General features: G+C 58.8%; 18 protein-coding genes. 2 read left to right on the top strand and 16 right to left on the bottom strand.

Annotation, left to right across the window (positions count from 1 at the left end; genetic code table 11):
* Nucleotides 1-115: 115 nt before the first annotated feature.
* From QEZ52_RS12920 to hemA, 9 genes are all read right to left on the bottom strand, one after another.
* Complete coding sequence (locus QEZ52_RS12920; RefSeq protein WP_406644765.1) at nucleotides 116-1,018, bottom strand: FAD:protein FMN transferase; 903 nt, start codon at nucleotides 1,016-1,018, stop codon at nucleotides 116-118.
* Nucleotides 1,015-1,539, bottom strand: a complete 525-nt coding sequence (locus QEZ52_RS12925) for a nitrous oxide reductase accessory protein NosL (RefSeq protein WP_406644766.1) — start codon at nucleotides 1,537-1,539, stop codon at nucleotides 1,015-1,017. Before QEZ52_RS12925 ends, QEZ52_RS12920 begins: the two co-directional genes overlap by 4 nt.
* Nucleotides 1,536-2,357: an ABC transporter permease gene (locus QEZ52_RS12930; protein WP_406644767.1), complete on the bottom strand. Its 822-nt coding sequence runs from the start codon at nucleotides 2,355-2,357 to the stop codon at nucleotides 1,536-1,538. The genes QEZ52_RS12925 and QEZ52_RS12930 overlap by 4 nt, the downstream gene beginning before the upstream one ends.
* Nucleotides 2,354-3,247, bottom strand: coding sequence for an ABC transporter ATP-binding protein (locus QEZ52_RS12935; RefSeq protein WP_406644768.1), 894 nt, complete (start codon nucleotides 3,245-3,247; stop codon nucleotides 2,354-2,356). Before QEZ52_RS12935 ends, QEZ52_RS12930 begins: the two co-directional genes overlap by 4 nt.
* An 11-nt stretch (nucleotides 3,248-3,258) precedes the next feature.
* Nucleotides 3,259-4,518, bottom strand: coding sequence for a nitrous oxide reductase family maturation protein NosD (locus QEZ52_RS12940; RefSeq protein WP_406644769.1), 1,260 nt, complete (start codon nucleotides 4,516-4,518; stop codon nucleotides 3,259-3,261).
* Between the two features lie 4 nt (nucleotides 4,519-4,522).
* Nucleotides 4,523-6,427 (bottom strand): TAT-dependent nitrous-oxide reductase, encoded by a 1,905-nt coding sequence (gene nosZ / locus QEZ52_RS12945; protein WP_406644770.1) that lies wholly within the window; start codon nucleotides 6,425-6,427, stop codon nucleotides 4,523-4,525.
* A 13-nt stretch (nucleotides 6,428-6,440) separates the two neighbouring features.
* On the bottom strand, nucleotides 6,441-8,618 hold the full coding sequence (locus tag QEZ52_RS12950; protein ID WP_406644771.1) for a 4Fe-4S binding protein: 2,178 nt from the start codon (nucleotides 8,616-8,618) through the stop codon (nucleotides 6,441-6,443).
* Nucleotides 8,615-9,028 carry a DUF2946 family protein gene (locus QEZ52_RS12955; protein ID WP_406644773.1) on the bottom strand — a complete coding sequence of 138 codons (414 nt, stop codon included), beginning with the start codon at nucleotides 9,026-9,028 and terminating at the stop codon, nucleotides 8,615-8,617. The genes QEZ52_RS12950 and QEZ52_RS12955 overlap by 4 nt, the downstream gene beginning before the upstream one ends.
* A gap of 193 nt (nucleotides 9,029-9,221) precedes the next feature.
* Nucleotides 9,222-10,445: a 5-aminolevulinate synthase gene (gene hemA, locus QEZ52_RS12960; RefSeq protein WP_406644774.1), complete on the bottom strand. Its 1,224-nt coding sequence runs from the start codon at nucleotides 10,443-10,445 to the stop codon at nucleotides 9,222-9,224.
* Nucleotides 10,446-10,672: 227 nt separating this feature from the next.
* Here hemA and QEZ52_RS12965 point away from each other — a divergent pair, with 227 nt between their 5' ends.
* Nucleotides 10,673-11,374: a Crp/Fnr family transcriptional regulator gene (locus QEZ52_RS12965; RefSeq protein ID WP_406644775.1), complete on the top strand. Its 702-nt coding sequence runs from the start codon at nucleotides 10,673-10,675 to the stop codon at nucleotides 11,372-11,374.
* Nucleotides 11,374-11,937 carry a DUF4202 domain-containing protein gene (locus QEZ52_RS12970; protein WP_406644776.1) on the top strand — a complete coding sequence of 188 codons (564 nt, stop codon included), beginning with the start codon at nucleotides 11,374-11,376 and terminating at the stop codon, nucleotides 11,935-11,937. Before QEZ52_RS12965 ends, QEZ52_RS12970 begins: the two co-directional genes overlap by 1 nt.
* A 126-nt stretch (nucleotides 11,938-12,063) precedes the next feature.
* Here QEZ52_RS12970 and QEZ52_RS12975 read toward each other — a convergent pair whose 3' ends face one another.
* From QEZ52_RS12975 to QEZ52_RS13005, 7 genes are all read right to left on the bottom strand, one after another.
* The gene (locus QEZ52_RS12975; protein ID WP_406644777.1) at nucleotides 12,064-12,336 is read right to left on the bottom strand and encodes a cytochrome C oxidase subunit IV family protein; all 273 of its coding nucleotides are present in this window, start codon (nucleotides 12,334-12,336) and stop codon (nucleotides 12,064-12,066) included.
* A 6-nt stretch (nucleotides 12,337-12,342) separates the two neighbouring features.
* On the bottom strand, nucleotides 12,343-12,906 hold the full coding sequence (locus QEZ52_RS12980) for a cytochrome c oxidase subunit 3 (RefSeq protein WP_406644778.1): 564 nt from the start codon (nucleotides 12,904-12,906) through the stop codon (nucleotides 12,343-12,345).
* Nucleotides 12,903-14,834: a nitric oxide reductase activation protein NorD gene (locus QEZ52_RS12985; RefSeq protein WP_406644780.1), complete on the bottom strand. Its 1,932-nt coding sequence runs from the start codon at nucleotides 14,832-14,834 to the stop codon at nucleotides 12,903-12,905. The genes QEZ52_RS12980 and QEZ52_RS12985 overlap by 4 nt, the downstream gene beginning before the upstream one ends.
* Before the next feature lie 9 nt (nucleotides 14,835-14,843).
* Nucleotides 14,844-15,653, bottom strand: a complete 810-nt coding sequence (locus QEZ52_RS12990; protein ID WP_406650463.1) for a CbbQ/NirQ/NorQ/GpvN family protein — start codon at nucleotides 15,651-15,653, stop codon at nucleotides 14,844-14,846.
* 5 nt (nucleotides 15,654-15,658) lie between these two features.
* Nucleotides 15,659-17,023, bottom strand: a complete 1,365-nt coding sequence (locus tag QEZ52_RS12995; RefSeq protein ID WP_406644782.1) for a cbb3-type cytochrome c oxidase subunit I — start codon at nucleotides 17,021-17,023, stop codon at nucleotides 15,659-15,661.
* Nucleotides 17,024-17,037: 14 nt separating this feature from the next.
* Nucleotides 17,038-17,490 (bottom strand): cytochrome c, encoded by a 453-nt coding sequence (locus QEZ52_RS13000; RefSeq protein ID WP_406644783.1) that lies wholly within the window; start codon nucleotides 17,488-17,490, stop codon nucleotides 17,038-17,040.
* Between the two features lie 197 nt (nucleotides 17,491-17,687).
* Nucleotides 17,688-18,872, bottom strand: coding sequence for an NnrS family protein (locus QEZ52_RS13005; protein WP_406644784.1), 1,185 nt, complete (start codon nucleotides 18,870-18,872; stop codon nucleotides 17,688-17,690).
* Nucleotides 18,873-19,030: the final 158 nt, after the last annotated feature.

Consider the following 19,030-nt stretch of genomic DNA (forward strand, 5'->3'; position numbering starts at 1 on the left):
GCAGCTCCGCGCACGCAACGGGTATTGCGTGGAACTGTGTTCAAATCTGGCAAGAAGATCACAGGGATGCAACCGGGGCGCTCAGCGCCCCGGAGGATGACATCACGTCATAGGGTCAGGCGAGCACTTCAATGCGTGCCCCTGGGAATTGGTTGACCAGGGTCTGAGCCTGTTCTGGGCCCACCAGACACAACGCAGTCGACAGCCCATCAGCCACCGCCGCAGACGGTGCCGAAACCGAAGCCAGAGAATGCGTTGCCGGCTGTCCGTTGGGATGCAAGATGTGGCTGTGATTGTGCAAAGTCATGCCCAACGGAGCAGAGGTGGCCAGTGCCCGGTCTGTCAGGCTGATCCGCTGATGGATCTGTCCGGACGGGTCGGCTATTCCGGCCTGCCACGGCGTTCCATCCACCCTGGTGCCCAAGGCCGCTACTTCGCCCATATTCACCAACACGTCCCGCATCCCATGGTGGCGCAACACCGCCGATATCCGGTCGGTGATCGCCCCCTGGGCAATCCCGTTCAGCGTCAATGCCTGTCCCGGTGTGTCACCGACAAACCGGACAATCGTCGTGTCAAACCGCACGGCGTCAAATCCAACAGCGGCGCGCGCCTGATCCAATGCCTGTCCTGTTTCGCCGCGGGCCATGGCGGCCCAGAGCGGCTGTACCGATGGGTCAAAAACGCCTCCGCTGGCCCTGTGCAGGGTCGAACACACAGACAGCACGTTCAACAGCTCTGCCGAGGGCGCTGACAATGATCCGTCGCGATTCAGACGGCTCAGTTCCGAGTCGGTGCGATACAGGCTAAAAATGGTCTCCAACCGGTTCAATTCCTGCTCAACAGCGGCAAACACTGGCGCAGCCTGTCTTTCGCTCACGCCTGCAATCTGCATCGAAGTCTGCGCTCCCAATGCCACACCGCGCCACCGGGCGGTCACATTGGCCAGGGCCCCGGTCGGGATCGCGGCCCCGGCTGCGGCAATTGTCAGGAAACGGCGACGGGAAAGGCTGCTCATGCAGGTGTCTCCAATGCGAGGTCCAGATCGACAGGGCCCAATGCCGCGTCGTCGGGGATATCGGTCAAAGGCACGGCGTTGCCGCCGTATCGGCTTATGAATTCTCCGGCCCCTTCGGCATCACCAAAGGGGACGATTTCAGGCGCACCCATGCCACCCGCGACGTTGGAACCGACGACGAATGTCGCCCCATCCGCGGCAATCCAGTTGGAAATGCCGGGGTTTTGCCAAGTCGGCGCGACGCTCATATCGCTGACATAGATAGCGGTGATGTCGGCGTCACGTTCAGGGCTTTTGACATAGGCCACCAGATCGCGCACCTGAGCAAAAAAGATCGGTGCCGGGTAGCCTTTTAGATGGATCTGCCCCTTTGGACCGCCATGTTCCGAGACGTTCATCTGGCAGAAATAGCTGAGCGCCACTTCGGTCAGGTCAACGGGATCGGGGGCCTGGACCTGCTCTTCCTTGCAGGCCGCCAGGGCCAGCGGGGTCAGCAATGCAATCAGGATCAGCGGCTTCATGGCTCAACCCTCCGAAAGGCCAAGCGGGCCAGCGTGAACCCGATCAACGGCCACAGCATCAGCGACAGCGGTGCCGCCCATTCGGGCAAGGCCTGGGCCGCGCCCGCCATGCCGGATGTCATCGCAACCCCTTCGGAGCTTGCCATATTCCAGACACGAAAAGCGTCAGCCGGGTTGGCCACCATCACCCAAGGAAAGACGGATTGGGTGAAGCTGCCGCTTTTGTCCATGACCACTGCGCCCAGCAATCCCAGGTCATAGAGAACGACAAAAATGAGCCAAAGCCCGGCTGACAAACCTGCCGCTGCCGTGGCTCCCCTCGAGACGGCAGACAGCAGATACCCAAGGGCGAGGAACACCGCGCCCAAGAGGATCGACGTAAGAATAAGGCGGATCAGCGCAACCAGACTGTCGGGGCCAGCACCACCAAACCAGGCGGCCACTGCTCCGGCGGATCCGAACCCGATGGTCATGGCGAATGCCAGCGCGGCCAGGTGGGCGGCAAATTTGCCCAGCAGGATTTCGCCGCGCCCCGCCGGATAGGTCAGCATCAAGGCCAGGCTGCCGCGATCTGCTTCGCCCGCGATGGCGTCAAACGAAATCATCAACGCCAGCAAGGGGGCCAAATAGACCGACAATGTGGTCATCGACGCGACCGAGATGGTCAGCATATCCACACCTAGAGTGCCGGTTGGGGCGCTGCCTGCGAATGTCAGGGCCAGGGCGAACAGAACCATGATCAGCGTGGCCATGAACAGCCAGCGATTGCGCCGCAGGATCAGCATTTCGGCGGTTGCGATTGCCAGAAAACGGGTCATTTAACGTCCTCCTTGGCGTAGTGGCGATACAGGTCTTCCAGACGCGGTGGTGTCATTTCCAGATCGGCAATCGCGTCGCCCATGGCGGCGATCCGTTGCAACGCCTGCATTTTCTGATCCGGGGAACACAGGATTTCAACAGAGGCCCCGTTGATCCGTGTGCCCCCCATTTCGGCGGCCAGCGCATCGGCGTTTTGGGACGCCTGCACCCGCAATTTGATCGGTAGACCCGCGCGTTCCGACAGGCTGGCCAATGTATCATCGGCCACCAGAACGCCCTTGCGCAGGATCGCAATCCGGTCGGTGCGGGCTTCGACCTCGGTCAAGGCGTGGCTGGCGATCAGCACGGCGGTGCCCTGCCCGGCCAGCTCATCAATGATGGCATAGAGATCATGGCGCGAAATCGGATCGAGCCCCGATGTGGGTTCATCCAGCAGCGCCACCTTGGGCCGTCCCAACAACACCTGGGCCAACCCCAGCCGCTGGCGCATCCCTTTGGAATAAGCGCCGATCTTGCGGTCGATGGCCTCGGACAGGCCAACACGCGCCAGAAGGCCGGGAATGTCGGCCTTTTCGCCGGACAGGCGCGCGAACAGGGTCAATTGTTCGCGTCCCGTCAAGGCGGGATGAAAGGACACGGCTTCGGGCAGGAAAGCCGTGGCACGACGCGCCGCGCCGCTGCCCGGTTTGGCAGTGCCGATATGGATCGCGCCACCTTCGATCGGGATCAACCCAAGGATGGATTTGATCAGGGTGGATTTGCCTGCGCCGTTATGGCCCAGCAGCGCCACGCGCTCGCCGGGTTGCATCGACAGGGTCACATCGTGCAGAACACGGGTCGCCCCGCGGTCCTTGTTCACGTTTTCAATGGTCAGGGCCTTATCCGTCATGAGGCACCTTTTTAATTTGTGTCAAACACCGCCAGGGATCTGGCTTCCGGTTCAACGGGTTGCATGAGAGGATGGCTGTCCATAACGCCGCCGGGGAGCAAAGCAGGGAAAGCCGATTGAGACCACCGTACCAGCTGCACCGCGGGGGAGCCGAGCAGCAGTTTGGCGGCGGGTTGGGTCCACAGCACATGGTCCATACTGTCATTTGGGCGATAGGGCGTGTCAGCAATACCATTGCCGTCCACGTCATAAGCGGCAAAATCGGACCAGTAATTGCCCCGCCCATCCTGAGACCACTCCACCCATTTGGTGGACACGTATTTCACCTGGGTCCGATTGCCGACAAAGGCATTGCCAACGATGCGGTTGCCTTCGGACCCGGCAGTAAAATGGATACCGATGCCACAGCCTTCGAACCAATTGTCGGTGAATTCGTTTTTGTTGGCATTATAGAGGAAGGTGCATTTTTCCTGTGCCCCTTTCACCACATTGCCGGAAATCACGCTGCGATTGGCATAGTTCAGCATGACGCCATGTTCGCGGTCATTGATCGACACATTGTTCAGCACCTTGACCCGGCTGGTGAACATCACCGCATAGCCCAGATCGTTGCCGATCGAGACATTGCCCGACACTTCGGAGTCATCGGCATACATGTAATGCACGGCAAAGCGCAGATCACGGAAGGTGTTGTTGATGAATTTGTTGCGTTTCGAGGAGTTCACGAAAACCCCGTCACGGCCAAATTGGACGTCGTTTCCGTCCACAACAGTACCGGGGGCATTCCAGACATAGATGCCATTGCCGCGTTCATTCATCCGGCGGTCCAGCCGCCCCTTGATCACATTGCGCGCGACCAGTGCATCCTTGGCCCCGTGAATGTCGATGCCATACAGGTTGCCTTCGACCCGGTTGTCCAGCACCTGGGCGCGATCAGCGGTTTTGGTCAGCTTGATACCACTGTCGATTTCGCCATGGTCGGACCCGGACCCGACAACAATCAATCCCTGGACGGTCACATCAGGACCGGTGACCGTAATCACGCTGCCCTGCCCCTGACCGTCCAAGGTCGCCTGACCAACCCCGTCCAGGGAGATGGGTCGGTCAAGAACGAGTGTTTCGTTATAAATTCCGGGCGCCAGGCGGAGAGTGTCCCCATCCGCCGCCTGTGCCAGCGTTTCTGCAATGGCTCCCGCCCGGTTGGGCACGTCCCAATCAGCCGCCCAGGTCGGGCTGCTCAGCAGGAGCGATATGAGCGGGAGCCAACGCATGATCTTACGCTCCGCGCGGTTCGACGAGCATCCGGCCGCGCATTTCCATGTGCAGCGCGTGGCAGAACCACTGGCAGTAGAACCAGTGCACGCCTGGACGTTCAGCGATAAAGGTGACCGAAGCGGTGGCCTGCGGGCCGACTTCCATGGCGACACCAAAGTTGGCCATGCAGAACCCGTGGGTCACGTCGTCCACGTCATCCAGGTTGGTCACAAACACGGTGACTTCGTCGCCCTGTTTGACGGTGAACTTCTCGATTGTGAAGTTCGGCGCCTGGCTGGACATATACACGCGAACCTTGTCGCCATCGCGGATGATGGTGTCCTGATAGTCGTCCAGGTCAACACCGTCGGCCTCGGCCTGTTTGCGCGCTTCTGCCCACATCGGATCCTGACGATCCCAAACGTTGACCGGGTTCACTTTGGACCGGTGCACAACAATCGAATCGTGGGGTTCAGCAAAGGTCGGACCATCGTGGACCACCTTCATCTTGTCACCCGAGATGTCGATCAGCTGTTCATTTTCAGGCTTCAGCGGACCCACGTTCAGGAAGCGGTCCTTCGAGAACTTATTCATCGAAATCAGCCACTTGCCGTCGGCTTCGGCCGTTTCACCCATCGAAGTCGAGTTGTGACCTGGCTGGTAATGCACGTCCACTTTGTCCAGGATCGGATCAACGTCGGCACCGCCATAGGCTTCGATTGCTTTTGCGATGTTCCATTTCACCACCTGGCTGTCCAGGAACAGGGTGGTATAGGCGTTGCCCTTGTTGTCGAACGCGGTGTGGAGCGGGCCAAGACCCAGCTGCGGTTCCGCCACAACGGCCGAGCGTTCGTCAGCACCGTCAAAGATGGCATCGACTTTTTCAACGTCGATCACCGAAACGGTTGGCGACAGTTTACCGTTGATGCAGATGTGTTTCTTGTCCGGAGCCGCGTTCACGCCGTGGGGCGAATTCGGGATCGGGATATAACGGGTGTAGTTCTTGTTCTGACCTTTACGGCCATCAATCACTTTGACGCCCTTCAGTTCCTGATAGTCACCCGCAGCGATCCCTGCTTCGATTTCTTTCAGGTTGAACACGACAACGTGGTCCAGTTCGCTCTCGGTCATCTCGGTCAGGTTCATACCCATTTCCGAGTTGTAGGAGGTCGAAAAGGCGTATTTGCCCTGATAGTCACAGTCGGTATTGTCGAGGTTCCCCGACACGATCACCTGCCATGCAACTTCCATCGAGTCGCCGTCGATCGCTGTGAAAATGTTCACATATTCCGAAGGTTCATCCAGGATCTTGCCGTCGTTGACCAGCGGTGCTTCGTGTTCGCCGTTCGCAAAGACATAACCGGTGCGCGGGAATTTCTGCGGGCGCAGGCCGTGGATGTCATGCGCGTTGGGGATCTCGATGATCTTGTCGCACTTCATCACGTCACAACGCACACGGGCCACACGGGTGTTGGCCTTGTCGTTCATGAACAGGAAACGACCGTCATAGGTGCCGTCGGTGAACGACATATGCGGGTGGTGAAGGTCGCCGTTGTCATAGGTAACCTTGCCGTTTGCGGCCAGGAATTCCTTGGTTTCGGGCAACAGGCCTTCGGTCAGGATTTTCAGCGATTCATTGGTCTGACCCCAGCCGGTGGCAGAGCAGCGGTTGAACACAGGCACCCGCATCAGTTCGCGCATGGACGGCATGCCCAGAATACGCAGCTCGCCCGTCTGACCCGAGGACCAGAAGCCGTAATATTCGTCCAGCTCACCGGGTTCCATGCTGACCTTGGCGGCGGCAGAGGCCTCCTTGGCGGTCATCAGGGTCGAGCCAAACCCGGCCGCAGCGGCAACCGCACCGGTTGCAGTTGCGCCCAACAGGCCACGGCGTGTCACGCTTAGGTTTTTATCGTGTTCCGACATTTTCATTCCTCCTTTAGGAAGCTTTTGATTTGGCGTTCGGATGGTTCGCCGGGGGTTCCCCGAGAGGCATCTTCAGGTCGGCGGAACCCACCTTGGCACGGCGTTTCAATTGCTTGATCACGACCGGGCATTTGCTCTCGGATTGGTAGAGAACCTGACAGTGCAGGCAGTCAACGCACTCGTTCGGGTTGATCTCACCGGTGGGGTGGATCGCCTGAACGGGGCATTCGTTGGCGCAGGTCTGACACGGAGAGCCACATTCCTTGTAGCGGCGCAGCCAGTCGAACATGCGAATTCTTGCAGGGATCGCCAGCGCCCCACCCAGCGGGCAGAGATAGCGGCAGTAAAACCGTTCCACGAACAACCCCGCGACCAGCAGCGACACTGCAAAGATCACAAACGGCCATTCACGCACGAACTTCAGAATGATCGCGGTTTTGAACGGTTCGATTTCGGCATAGGTTTCAGCCATCTGGATCGACACCATGGATAGGCCGAACAAACCCAGAAAGATCATGTATTTCAGCGGCCACAGGCGTTCATGCAGACCCCAAGGCAGCGTCCATTGTGGGATTTTCAACGCGCGGGCTGCCTTGTTCAACAGCTCCTGCAGAGCACCAAACGGGCACAGCCAACCACAATACGCTCCCCGCCCCCAGAACAGCAGAGCGGCAGCAATGGCAAACCATTGGATAAACACCAGCGGATCCAGCAGGAAGGCATCCCAAGTAAACCCGCTGCGCAAAGACCCTGCCAGCGCCATCAGGTTGACAACGGACAGCTGCGCATTGGCGTACCAGCCGAGGAACACCAGCGTAAAGCTGAGGTACCCGATGCGGAACCAATAGAACGCGCGTGCATTCATGGTCACCTGGAACTGGAAGAAAAACACGCCTGTCAGCACCAGCAGCATCACGCCCAGAATGCCGATCTCGACAGTCTTGTCCTTCCAGATCCGCTGCCACAGCGCAGATTTGGCGGCGGCTTCGCTGGTGGCGTCTTCGATCACGGTCGGGGCGGCAACAGGCAACAGGTATTTCTCGGGCAGCTTGTAGCCCAGATCAAAAGTCAGAAAGATCTTCTCAACGGCACCAACAGCACGTTGTGCCAGCAGTTGCAGACGGAAGGGTTCCGCCGGATCAAATTCGGCGTCAGCGGGGATCTTGAAGATATCAAGTTCGACGAATGACGGTGCACCATCGGCGGCTACTTCACCCAGGCGGCGTTGCTGACGATCAAAGAACCGTACGGCATTGTCTCCCTGGATCAGCTGGATCCGATCAAAGATTCCACCGCGCACATAGCCCGAGCCCTTGAAACTGTACGCCCCACGTCCCAACACCAACAGCGCCTGTTCACCTGGTTCCAGCCATTCAATCAAGTTGTTGTATTCGGCCGCGCCCAACAGTGATTTCCCGATCGATGGCACCGACACGATGGCCATATGCATGTCGATAAAGGTGTCACCGGGTTCGCCGGGTTCGGGACGTTTGATCGCCTGTTTGTTGCCGGTTTCCTCAAACGCGGCATTGATCTGACCAATGTCCAATGTCAGACGCCGCACCGATCCGTCTCCGGAGAGGGTTAGCCAGTCGGACACGTCTTCTTTGGCCATGTCGATTTCGCGTTTTGGCCCATCGGCCTGCACCGGCGACAATCCCCCCAGCCCCATGGCGCGGGAGACCTTGATCCCGGCGCGCACCAGACTGTCGTCGATGACCATGATGGTCACGGTCGCGCCCGAAATGATGTCCAGATCATGCGCATCCCCGCCCGAGGCAGCTTCGGCCTTGAGATCCAGACCGGCGTAGCCTTCGGTCAGTTTGACCATTTTCGAATTGGGAATACCGATCAGAACAATGGGTTCGGAGTGTTTGACCAGTTTCACACCAGTCAGCACCGCGTCGGCGTCAATCGCCGCAACCACATGAATGGGTTTGCCGGAATAACCGGTGGTGCCCACGAAATCCGATGTCAGAAAAGCCCAGGCAATGGTCTTGTTACCCTTGAGAACCGGGGCGACCTTGACGTCATCGCGCACAGGACCAAAGGCATCAGCGCCTGGGGCCAGCTCGGACGGGGTAATGTCGGGCAGAAATGAAGCGAGGCTGTCGGCCTTCGCAGGGGCTGTGGCCAGAGTTGCTACAATAAATGCAAGAATGGTCAGGCAGGATCTGAGGGCGCGTGTCATGTCCACCGCACACCTCCTGTATTGGAAGTTAAAGCCATGGACGCGCGCCGGGCGCGTTCGATTATGTCTTGGGGTGCGACCGGAGGCCCCCGCAATTGGGACCAGAATTGCGCCGGGTTGGACACAGAAATTTCAGCCGGGCCAACCGGGCCTAGGCCAACGGCAATCGGATCGGTTTGCACAGCCAGGGTCTGCACCATCGTTGCTGCCCCGGATACCGCGCACATCACGCAGTCGTCGCAGTCCGGGCAAGGATCGTTCTGAACCGGCGCCCCGGTGTCAGGGTCGATCTCGATCAGAACCGCGCCGACATCGGAACAGATTTCAATCCATTCACCTTCAGCGGCAAAAGAAAAAGAGGGCACCAGCAACTGAAAGATCAGCGCCAGCACCCCCAGGTATCCGGTCAAGACCTGCCCCAGCACCGACCGCCGGCAAGCAGCCGGTGTATCTGATTTAGGCAAAGGGAAACGCACGTTCATGGTTCAGACCGGTTAGGTAAGTTGTGTGTGAGTCTTAGGTGTCGCGGCCCTGTGGAAACTTGACATATGTCAGGGCATCGCCGAATTTCTCGCTTTCCTCTCCAAATTCAAGTCATTGAATTTATTGCGCAGCCATCGGAATGCGCGCGATCTGACACCGCTGCCAAAGAGCCGACAAAGCTCCGATCAGATGGGCAATGTCAGCATCCGAATGCACCGGGGATGGGGTAATTCTCAGCCGCTCTGTTCCCTTGGGAACGGTCGGATAATTGATCGGCTGGATGTAGATCCCATATTCTTCCAACAGGGTGTCCGAGATGAATTTGCATTTCACCGGATCACCCACCATCACCGGAATGATGTGGCTGGGGTTGGGGATATGCGGGATGCCTTCGGCGTCCAGCAGAGCCCGCACCTGTGCCACCCGCTCCTTTTGGGTGTCGCGTTCAGCTGCCGATTCCTTGAGATGGCGAATCGAGGCTGCCGCCCCGGCCGCAATTGCTGGTGGCAACGCAGTGGTAAAGATGAAACCGCTGGCAAAACTGCGCACAAAATCGCACAACGCCGCCGAGGCCGCGATATAGCCGCCAACCACGCCAAACGCCTTGCCCAGGGTGCCTTCGATCACGGTGAGCCGGTCCATCAGACCTTCGCGTTCCGCTATCCCGCCGCCGCGTGGACCATACAATCCCACGGCATGCACCTCGTCCAGATAGGTCATCGCGCCGTATGTGTCGGCGAGATCACAGATCTCCTTGATCGGGGCGATGTCTCCATCCATCGAATAGACCGACTCAAATGCAATCAATTTGGGCGCATCCGCCGGGGCAGCGGCCAATTTGGCCTCCAGATCCTCCAGATCATTGTGTTTCCAGATCACCTTTTGAGCCCGTGAGTGGCGCACACCTTCGATCATGGAGGCGTGGTTGAGCGCATCTGAAAACACGATGCATCCGGGAATTTTGGACGCCAATGTCCCCAGGGCGGCCCAGTTGGACACATAGCCAGAGGTAAACAACAGCGCGGCTTCCTTGCCGTGCAGGTCGGCCAATTCGGCCTCGAGCAGCACGTGGTCGTGGGTTGTACCTGAAATATTGCGGGTGCCCCCCGCACCGGCACCGCATCGGTCCAGCCCGTCATGCATGGCCGCCAGCACCGAAGGGTGCTGACCCATGCCCAGATAATCATTGGAACACCAAACAGTTACATCTCTTTGGGTGTCCGCGTCGGTCTGGGCCGCGCTGGGAAAGGAGCCGCAGCGACGTTGCAAATCGACGAACACACGATAGTTGCCCTCATCGCGCAGGTCGTCCAGTTGCTGGGTAAAGAAGCGTTCGAAATTCATCACGGTCTCCCGGGCTGATACGTTGGAAAGACCATAAAAGCCGGGCACACCGCCATACATGACAATAGTCAAGAGCCAGACCGGAAATCCAAATCGCACATGACGTGACAGGTCGGTTTCGAAAAGACGGGTGCGTTCGGATTGAAACTTCGTTAATTTGGGGAAACGACCGCAAAAGAGCGGCAACTGATGCGGGGCCAACACCGCATCTCAAAAAGGGGACAAGATTGGCTCACGAAAAGGAAAAGGCGATTGCGCGGCAGTCGATGTTGATACGGTCCTTGCCAGACCAGCACATCGAAACGCTGCTAAGCAAGGCGCATTGGCGACATTATGACAGGGGCGAGACCCTGTTTTTGCAGGACGAAGATGCCACCGCAATCCACGTGGTTCTGGACGGATGGGTAAAGCTGTTCCGAATGGCTCCGAATGGCTCCGAAGCCGTGGTCAGCGTCTTTACACGTGGCGAAAGCTTTGGCGAAGCGGTCGCGCTTCGCGCCACGCCGTATCCGGTGTCGGCCGAAGCCGTGACAGCGGCGGAAGTCATGCATATTCCGGCGACGGTCCTGACGTCGATCATGAAAGATGATCCACAAATCTGCATCACCATTCTGGCCTCGACCTTTACCCATCTGCATTCGCTGGTGGAACAATTGGAACAGCTGAAGGCCCAGACCGGAGCGCAGCGGGTCGCGGAATTCCTGTTGCATCTGTGTCACGTGCAGGAAGGCCCCTGCGAAGTGATCCTCCCCTACGACAAGGTGCTGATCGCCGGACGTCTGGGGATGAAACCCGAAAGCCTGAGCCGCGCCTTTGCCAGATTGAAACCCGCCGGGGTCAAGATCAAGAAAAACCACGCGGTGATCGACGATGTCGATACGTTACGCGACTATGCCGACAGTGATCCGGCAGAGAGTTGGAGCAGATAATGACAGATCGTTTACAGGCGACACTGGACGCGATTGACGCGACCAACAGCCATGACCCGCGACAGGACGAAGGCCAGCCAGAGGCGCTTTTGTATGGGCAACGGATGAGCCAGGAGTTGGCCCGTTTGTTTCCCGATGCCGCGCCCGAATTGCAGATTGCCGCGCGCGCCCAGCATGTGGAGCGCTGGACCTTGCCACGCGCGTCCTTCCCCGAGGGGCGGACCGGTTATCTGACCTGGCGCAAACAGCTGGCCGTGCATCACGCACAGGTCGCGGGACGGATCATGGCCGACACCGGATATGAAGACGCGCAGGTCGAAACGGTTGGGCGGATGTTGCGCAAGGAAGGGATCAAACGTCATGCGGATACGCAGCAATTGGAAGATGTTATCTGTTTCGTATTCCTGAAATGGTATTTTGCACCCTTTGCCGCCAAACATTCTCCCGAAAAGATCCAGCGCATTGTCGAGAAAACCGCCCGCAAGATTTCGGACGATGCGCGCGCGCGGGTATTGGACGAATTTGATCTGCCCGAAGAACTGGCGGCTGCATTTCGCCTTTGATCCTGATTGGCACCAGAGCACGGGGCGCTCCCGCCCGGTTTCGCTGTTTCCTGCGGAAACCTCTCAACCCGTTGGGCTAGGCCGCGCCGCCCGCTGGGCGGCCCGGCAGCCCATCCCCCAGTGGCCTCAGATCAACGACAGCCCAAACAGGATCAGCGTGAACAGAGTCACGCTGAGGCTGAAACCGCGCAGCCAGCCCGGCGCATGCGCCAGATCCAGGTACCGCGCCAGGATGATCCGCGATTTCACCAAAGCCAACAGCAGGATCGCACCGCCCACAACTCTGGGTGGCAGGGCCAATGCCGTGAGTGCCGCCGAACTGAGACTCAGAGCAATCAAAAGGCCCCAGGCCTGGGTCAGAGCGCGGGTTTCCAGCGTATTTTCAGATGGGTCGGCCATGACAGATCACCCCAGCAGATAGATCACGGGAAACAGCAAGATCCACACCAGATCCACCATGTGCCAGAATTGGGCTCCGGCCTCGATGTTGCGGGGGTTGTCGCGCCAGGCCACCAGCAGCAAAATACCGACCCCGGCCAGAACATGTGCCGCATGAAACCCGGTCAGCAAATAGTAGAACATGAAGAAGGGGTGGGTGTCGGTCCCGATCCCCTGAGCGGCCTTGCCTGCGTATTCCGCTCCTTTGATGACCAGAAACACCACCCCCAACGCCGCGGCCCCGATCAGGGCCACGCGCGCCCGCAGACGATGCCTCTGTCGGCGCCAGTTCAGCGCCAGCGCCGCCAGATAGCCCGAGGACACAAGAACAACCGTGTTCAACGCCGCGCCTGTGCGATCGAGATAGGATTGCGCCTCGGCAAATCCGACAGGGTCAGTCAAACGCACCCCCATGAACGCAATCAATCCGGCACCAAAGACCAGAAGTTCCGAAATGATCAGAACCCACATCATCAATTCGCCGGGCAATTCGTCAATCAGACTGCCCTGCTCCACGGTCTGTTCGTTCATGCCCCCACCAGTTGGCGATAGATCTGGGGCAAGGCCATGGTCAGACGCGCGGGGTCGGGAATGACGGCAAAGCCGCCCTGCCCGAACATCCGCGCGAACCAGCTTTTGGCTTGTTTGTCGATGGTCACACCAAAGACCGACTGGCCCAAACGGCGGGCCTCGCGCACGGCCATGGCGGTGTCTTCGATACCGTGGCGGCCCTCATAGTGGTCCAGGTCGTTGGGTTTGCCGTCGGTGATCACCAACAACAGGCGCCGTTTGCGCGACTGGACGGCCAGATCTGCCGAGGTATGGCGGATCGCAGCACCCAGACGGGTGTAGAAACCGGGACGCAAGGACCCGATGCGCTGTTCGATCAGGCCGCTCATGGGTTCATCAAAACCTTTGCATTTCTGCACGTATACACGCGATCGTTTCAGCGAACTGAAGGCGTGGATTGCAAAGTCGTCGCCGCAGGCATTCAGCCCCCAGGCCAACGCCGCCAGCGCTTCGCGTTCCACATCGATCACGGCCCGGTCACCCACGGCGCTTTCGGTGGATCTGGAGACATCCAGCAGAATTGATACGGCCAAATCACGGGCTTCGGGGCGCGATTGCATCCAGACCCGTTCATTGCCCTCGCCGCTTGCCTGGCGGTCCACCTGCGCACGCACGGCGGCTTCGATGTCCAACACATCCCCGTCCAGATGCCCGCGGGTCATGACACGGCCCGGTCGCAACGCTTCGAACTGGCGTTTGACGGCGCGGATACGGCGCGCTGTGGCCGGGTCTTTGGCGAATTCGGATGCGTCCTCGCGGATTTCGGCATCCGAGGTCAGAACATTGACGTGATCAGGCAGATAGGCATTGGTGCGCACATCCCATTCCGGATACAGCACCCGACCGGACAGGCGTTCGCGATCCACGTCTTCGGGGGCCAGATCCAGGTGCAGCTTTAACCGGGTCGGCGGGGCCTTGGAAATCTGACCCAGCCCGATTTCATCCTGATCATCGGCGGCCTTTTTGGCGTTGTCGGGATCGTCGTCATCAATCCGGCGGTTCAGGTTCAGGAACTCGGCCCAGCTGAGGATCGCTTCGAATTTGTGCAGGATAAAGCTGTCACTACGTTCTGCCTGATCCGATTTGCGGCGTCGGGCACGGTGGGTTTTCTCACCGCTTTCTTCGGGGGGACCATCGGTATCGCGGCTTTCGACGTCCATGTGTTCAGAGCGGGATACTTCGCGCAGATCGGGCCACAGCGGGACCGGACGAAACGGTTGATAACCGCGCGGAGCCTCAAGGTTGTCCAGCGCCTCCGTAGACATCGCCTGCCACAACGGTTGGGCCTGGGCGGGCAAATCCGCACCCAGCATATGGCGGATCACAGCTTCGACCTGGGCCTCTACGGGCGGCAGATTGGAAACCTGGCGTTGGTGCAGCACACCATCGCACAGCGCCGCATAAAGCGTGCGCATACCCGGTGCGTTGTCCAGGGTATCGTCAACCATATGTTGGGCCGCCGCCAGCGCGCGCAGGTCCGCACGCAGGGGGTCTTCTTCTTCGATCCGGGTTCCGGCAAATGCGGCCGTCGCGGCCAGCCAGACATAGAGCGCGCCATTGGCCTCGCGCGTGGGAAAGACCGCCAGCCGATCCGGCAGGCGTAGAATTTCACCATCAAAACTGGCGCGCGGCAGCAGCTCGGCTTCGGTGCCCAAGCGGCGCCGCCAGCTGAGTCGATGGTGCGAAACCTCGGGGGAAACGGGGCGCAGCTCAACAGCTGGGCTGCCCCCCAGTCCCCGAAAGAGGACTGCCAGCCGCCCCCCGACCTCACTGAGGTCGACAACGGCTCCCTCATGCGCCTCAGGCGCATCGAGACGGCTGGCAAGGGTGTGCCATAGTTTCCCGACAGTTTCTTCGGGTTCCCATGGCTCAAAGTCGATCTTTACCATCTGTCGGCCTCACCCAAAGACGGCAGTGACAAGATCGAGGAGCCCGCGCTTTATGTCTTCGTCGTCTGTCAACGGTTCGATCATCGCCGCACGGATGGCGCGATCGGTATTCATTCCTTGTGCAATCAGGGTTGCGGCATAGACCACCAGACGGGTCGAAACCCCTTCTTCCAGGTCCTGCCCCTTGAGGCCCCTCAGTTTTCCGGCCAGACGCACCAGCGCCTTGCAGCGGTCAACGTCCAATCCGCTTTCTTCGGCCACGATCTTGGTTTCCAGCTCTTGCGCAGGAAAATCGAATTCGACCGAGATGAACCGCTGACGGGTGGAGGGTTTCAGCGTCTTGAGAATATTCTGATAGCCTGGGTTATAAGAGGCCACGAGCATAAAGCCGGGTGCGGCTTCGAGTTCTTCACCGGTGCGATCAATCGGCAGGATACGCCGGTCATCGGTCAGCGGGTGCAGCACGACGGTGACGTCCTTGCGGGCTTCGACCACTTCGTCGAGATAACAGATCGCCCCTTCGCGCACCGCGCGGGTCAACGGACCATCGACCCAGACGGTTTCGCCGCCCTTCAGAAGGTAACGCCCGATCAGGTCGGCTGCGGCCAGGTCATCGTGACAGGCAACAGTATACAATGGGCGGCCCAGATTGGCGGCCATGTGGGCCACAAATCGGGTTTTGCCGCAGCCAGTCGGACCTTTGAGCAGGACCGGCAGGCCATTTTCATGCGCGGCGGTGAAGACTTCGCGTTCATCGCCCTGCGGGAGGTAGAAGGGGGCGTCAGCCGCCCCCATTCCGAGGTTCATATTTCCGTCCATATCCATTACTCAGCCGGAGTTTCGACAGCGCGTTCGATGATTTCCTTGCGCGGGACCCACATCGCATAGATGAAGAGCACAGCCCCAAGAACAACCACGATACCCGATCCAAAGCGCATCCAGTAGAAGATGGCCAATTGATCCTGCACGTCCATGAAGTAGTCGCCCAGAACTCGCTGCAGGTGGGTTTGAATGGTCCCTGCAAAGGTTAGAACAAAGGTCATGAACACCATACCGGATGTCATCATCCAGAAGGATACCATGTTGAGAACCTGGTTATAGGGATCACGTCCCCGCAGGATCGGCATGGCATAGCTGAAGATCGCCAGGTTCAGAGCCACATAGGCCCCAAAGAACGCCAGGTGACCGTGGGCTGCAGTGATCTGCGTGCCGTGGGTGTAATAGTTCACACCGTGCAGCGTGTGCAGGAAGCCCCAGATGCCAGCGCCAAAGAAGGCAAGTGTCGCACAGCCCAGGGACCACAGCAAAGCGGCCTTGTTGGGGTGATCACGACGGCCCTTCCAGACCATGACAAAGGCGAAGGACATCATCGCAAAGAACGGGATGACTTCGAGCGAGCTGAAGATGGATCCGATCCACTGCCAGTACGCAGGCGCACCGATCCAGTAGTAGTGGTGTCCGGTGCCAAGGATCCCCGAGAACAGGGCCGCGGCAACGATGACATAGAGCCATTTTTCAACGATCTCACGGTCAACACCGGTCAGTTTCAGCATCAGATAGGCCAGGATCGAGGCCATAATCAGTTCCCAGACGCCTTCCACCCACAGGTGAACGATGTACCACCAGAACATTTTGTCCAGTGCCAGGTTTTCGGGGTTGTAGAAGCTGAACAGGAACAGCAGCGCCAAACCCCAGAGCCCCAGAAGCAGGATATTGGTGATGGCGGTCTTCTTGCCCTTCAGAACGGTCATGGACACGTTGTAAAGGAACAGAAGGGCAGCAACCACAATACCGGCTTTGACCCATTTGGGTTGTTCGATGAACTCGCGGCCTTCTTTACCCAGCAGCCAGTGACCTTCGAACAGGTTGAACACATAAGTGACAACCACGCCCAGTGTACCGATGACCAGAATGGCCAGCTGCAGATAGGCGATTTTCTCTGAATGGATTTCCCGTTCCGCCTCTTCGGGGATCAGGAAATAAGCGGCTCCGAAGAAGCCGGTAATCAGCCACACAATCAATGAATTGGTGTGCAGCATGCGTACGGTGTTGAACGGAAGAAGTTCAGACAGCGTGTTTGGCGCCACATAGATCCAGCCGGCGAGCAGACCGCCCAGCACCTGGACTGCGAACAGGCCCATGGCCACTGCAAAGTAGACCAGAGCAACTCTTTGAGATTTGTATTTCATTTTCTCAAGTCTCCTTAGCCCGCATCATTCGGCGGCCAGCCCTGAGCATCGATCGTATTGGTCCAGATCAGGAAGTCGCTGAGGTTGCGGATTTCTTCGTCGCTCAGATTGAAGTTTGGCATCTGACGACGGCCTTCGATGCCGGTGGGCTGGGATTCCATCCATCCTTTGAGAGTCTCAAAGGCATCTTCAGGATCTTCAAGAACGCCCCAGCGTTCCATCACATTTGCCAGCTCAGGGGCAAAATAGGCGCCTTCCCCAAGAAGGGAGTGGCAGTTGATACAAGTTTTATCTTCCCAGACCTTTTTACCTGCGGCCACGCTGTGGGTCAGCGTCTCCACATTGGTCGAAGTGGTGACCATGTATCGTGCCGTGTGGAACGATAGAGCCAGAAAGATGATGATGAAGAACAATGACCCGCCATAGAATATATTTCGGGCCATGCTTTTGGTCATGACTTCGCGCATTGCGCTCTCCTTTGCGCCGCGTTTACGGTCTGTCGGTTATCGGCGGAGGGCCGCTTATCTGCCTTAACAAAAGTCAAGCTATTGTGAGTTGCTGATATTTGTTTGGAATATATTGGGTTTTGCGGCCCTGATGGCAGACGCAAAACGGGCGCACCCCGGCTGGGGCACGCCCAAAACTCAGGTCACCCGGTTGAAACTCAGGACATTGACCCCAGACGTGGCTGGGTCAGCGCAGGCCACATCGCCACGACATACAGCGCAAAGGCCAGAACCCAGAGAAACCCTGTGATCATCATCGACGGCAGGAACAGGCTGTCCGACAGCATCGGCCCCACCCATCGCATGGCCGCGGCAAGAGCAATGACAAAATATCCCAAGGCAATCGGCGTTGGCGCGATCAATGGCCGCCCCGAATGGCCCAGCCCTGCCCGGCTCATCACCGCGAGCGTCATGCCTCCGACACAGCCGATTCCCAGAACATGAAGTGCCGCGATTTCATCCCCGATCTGCAGCCCGGCCAGCCCCCACAGGATCAAACCCAGCGCCAGCATGGCCAACCCCATATGCAGGGCCAGAAGGATGGGTTGTTTCAGGCACCAGCCCCCGCCCCATTTGGACAGCCGGATCAGCTGGACCACCCCGAATACGATCGCGATTGCCCCGGAAAAGACCCCGGGCACCTGCGCCAGCACCAACACCGGGAGCAGGATCGCCAAAACAATTGTCGCGCGTTCGATGACCGGTACACTGCGTGGCCAGCGCGCCTCGGGAACCCCGTCACGCTTCATGGCATTGCGGGTAAAGGCCGGCGTCACCCGTCCGCCCAGAATGGCGATCAGAGAACACAAGACAATGACCCCGCCCCGCATTCCGGCATAGGCCGTGTCATCCGTGACCCCGATCCATTCCAGATGGACCATCAGGTTAGACACCCACAGCAACGCCAGGAAGATCATGAACATCATGTTTTGTGGTTTGGGCCGTTTTAGCAGCTGGCTCAGGATCTTGGCCGCCAGAATGGGCACGAATATCAGATCCAGCCCCGCCACCGCCAATGGGGGCAATGCCGCCGAATACCAAACGGCCAGGCGTCCGGCAAACCACAAGCCTGACACCACGGCGATATACCCCTGGCGTGCGCCGGGTGCGTTGGTCCAATTGGGCACTGCTGTCAGGAAAAACCCGCCGATGGCCGCTGTGGCATAGCCAAAAATCATTTCGTGCGCGTGCCACAGATGGGGTGCAAACGCCTGAGAGGGTGTGTCAATCACCCCGCCCAGCCACAGGGTCCAAACCAGACCGGTAAAGATCCCATAAATCCCAGCTGCCAAAAAGAAGACACGAAACCCTTCGCTGAAAACCCGGTTCACTGTCGCCATCATCAATTATCTCCCTGCCCGTCCGGACGGACGCCTGCGTTCGGATAGGGAATGCCCCTGCTCCGGGTCATCGGCACAACCTGGCAGCAAGCTGGGACACCGATATCCTATATGTAGGAGTAAGGAATGCGGGACGCCTCGGACTTAACAAAAATCAACTG

The organism is Aliisedimentitalea scapharcae (assembly GCF_045277565.1).
Taxonomy (GTDB): Bacteria; Pseudomonadota; Alphaproteobacteria; order Rhodobacterales; family Rhodobacteraceae; genus Aliisedimentitalea; species Aliisedimentitalea scapharcae.

Coding starts and splice junctions, on each gene's coding strand:
- QEZ52_RS12970 (WP_406644776.1), top strand. CDS start 11,374: ATGACAGATCGTTTACAGGCGACACTGGACGCGATTGACGCGACCAAC.
- QEZ52_RS13005 (WP_406644784.1), bottom strand. CDS start 18,872: ATGATGGCGACAGTGAACCGGGTTTTCAGCGAAGGGTTTCGTGTCTTC.
- QEZ52_RS12930 (WP_406644767.1), bottom strand. CDS start 2,357: ATGACCCGTTTTCTGGCAATCGCAACCGCCGAAATGCTGATCCTGCGG.
- QEZ52_RS12985 (WP_406644780.1), bottom strand. CDS start 14,834: ATGGTAAAGATCGACTTTGAGCCATGGGAACCCGAAGAAACTGTCGGG.
- QEZ52_RS12925 (WP_406644766.1), bottom strand. CDS start 1,539: ATGAAGCCGCTGATCCTGATTGCATTGCTGACCCCGCTGGCCCTGGCG.
- QEZ52_RS13000 (WP_406644783.1), bottom strand. CDS start 17,490: ATGCGCGAAGTCATGACCAAAAGCATGGCCCGAAATATATTCTATGGC.
- QEZ52_RS12990 (WP_406650463.1), bottom strand. CDS start 15,653: ATGGACGGAAATATGAACCTCGGAATGGGGGCGGCTGACGCCCCCTTC.
- QEZ52_RS12995 (WP_406644782.1), bottom strand. CDS start 17,023: ATGAAATACAAATCTCAAAGAGTTGCTCTGGTCTACTTTGCAGTGGCC.
- QEZ52_RS12975 (WP_406644777.1), bottom strand. CDS start 12,336: ATGGCCGACCCATCTGAAAATACGCTGGAAACCCGCGCTCTGACCCAG.
- QEZ52_RS12920 (WP_406644765.1), bottom strand. CDS start 1,018: ATGAGCAGCCTTTCCCGTCGCCGTTTCCTGACAATTGCCGCAGCCGGG.
- QEZ52_RS12950 (WP_406644771.1), bottom strand. CDS start 8,618: ATGACACGCGCCCTCAGATCCTGCCTGACCATTCTTGCATTTATTGTA.
- QEZ52_RS12980 (WP_406644778.1), bottom strand. CDS start 12,906: ATGAACGAACAGACCGTGGAGCAGGGCAGTCTGATTGACGAATTGCCC.
- QEZ52_RS12935 (WP_406644768.1), bottom strand. CDS start 3,247: ATGACGGATAAGGCCCTGACCATTGAAAACGTGAACAAGGACCGCGGG.
- hemA (WP_406644774.1), bottom strand. CDS start 10,445: ATGAATTTCGAACGCTTCTTTACCCAGCAACTGGACGACCTGCGCGAT.
- QEZ52_RS12940 (WP_406644769.1), bottom strand. CDS start 4,518: ATGCGTTGGCTCCCGCTCATATCGCTCCTGCTGAGCAGCCCGACCTGG.
- nosZ (WP_406644770.1), bottom strand. CDS start 6,427: ATGTCGGAACACGATAAAAACCTAAGCGTGACACGCCGTGGCCTGTTG.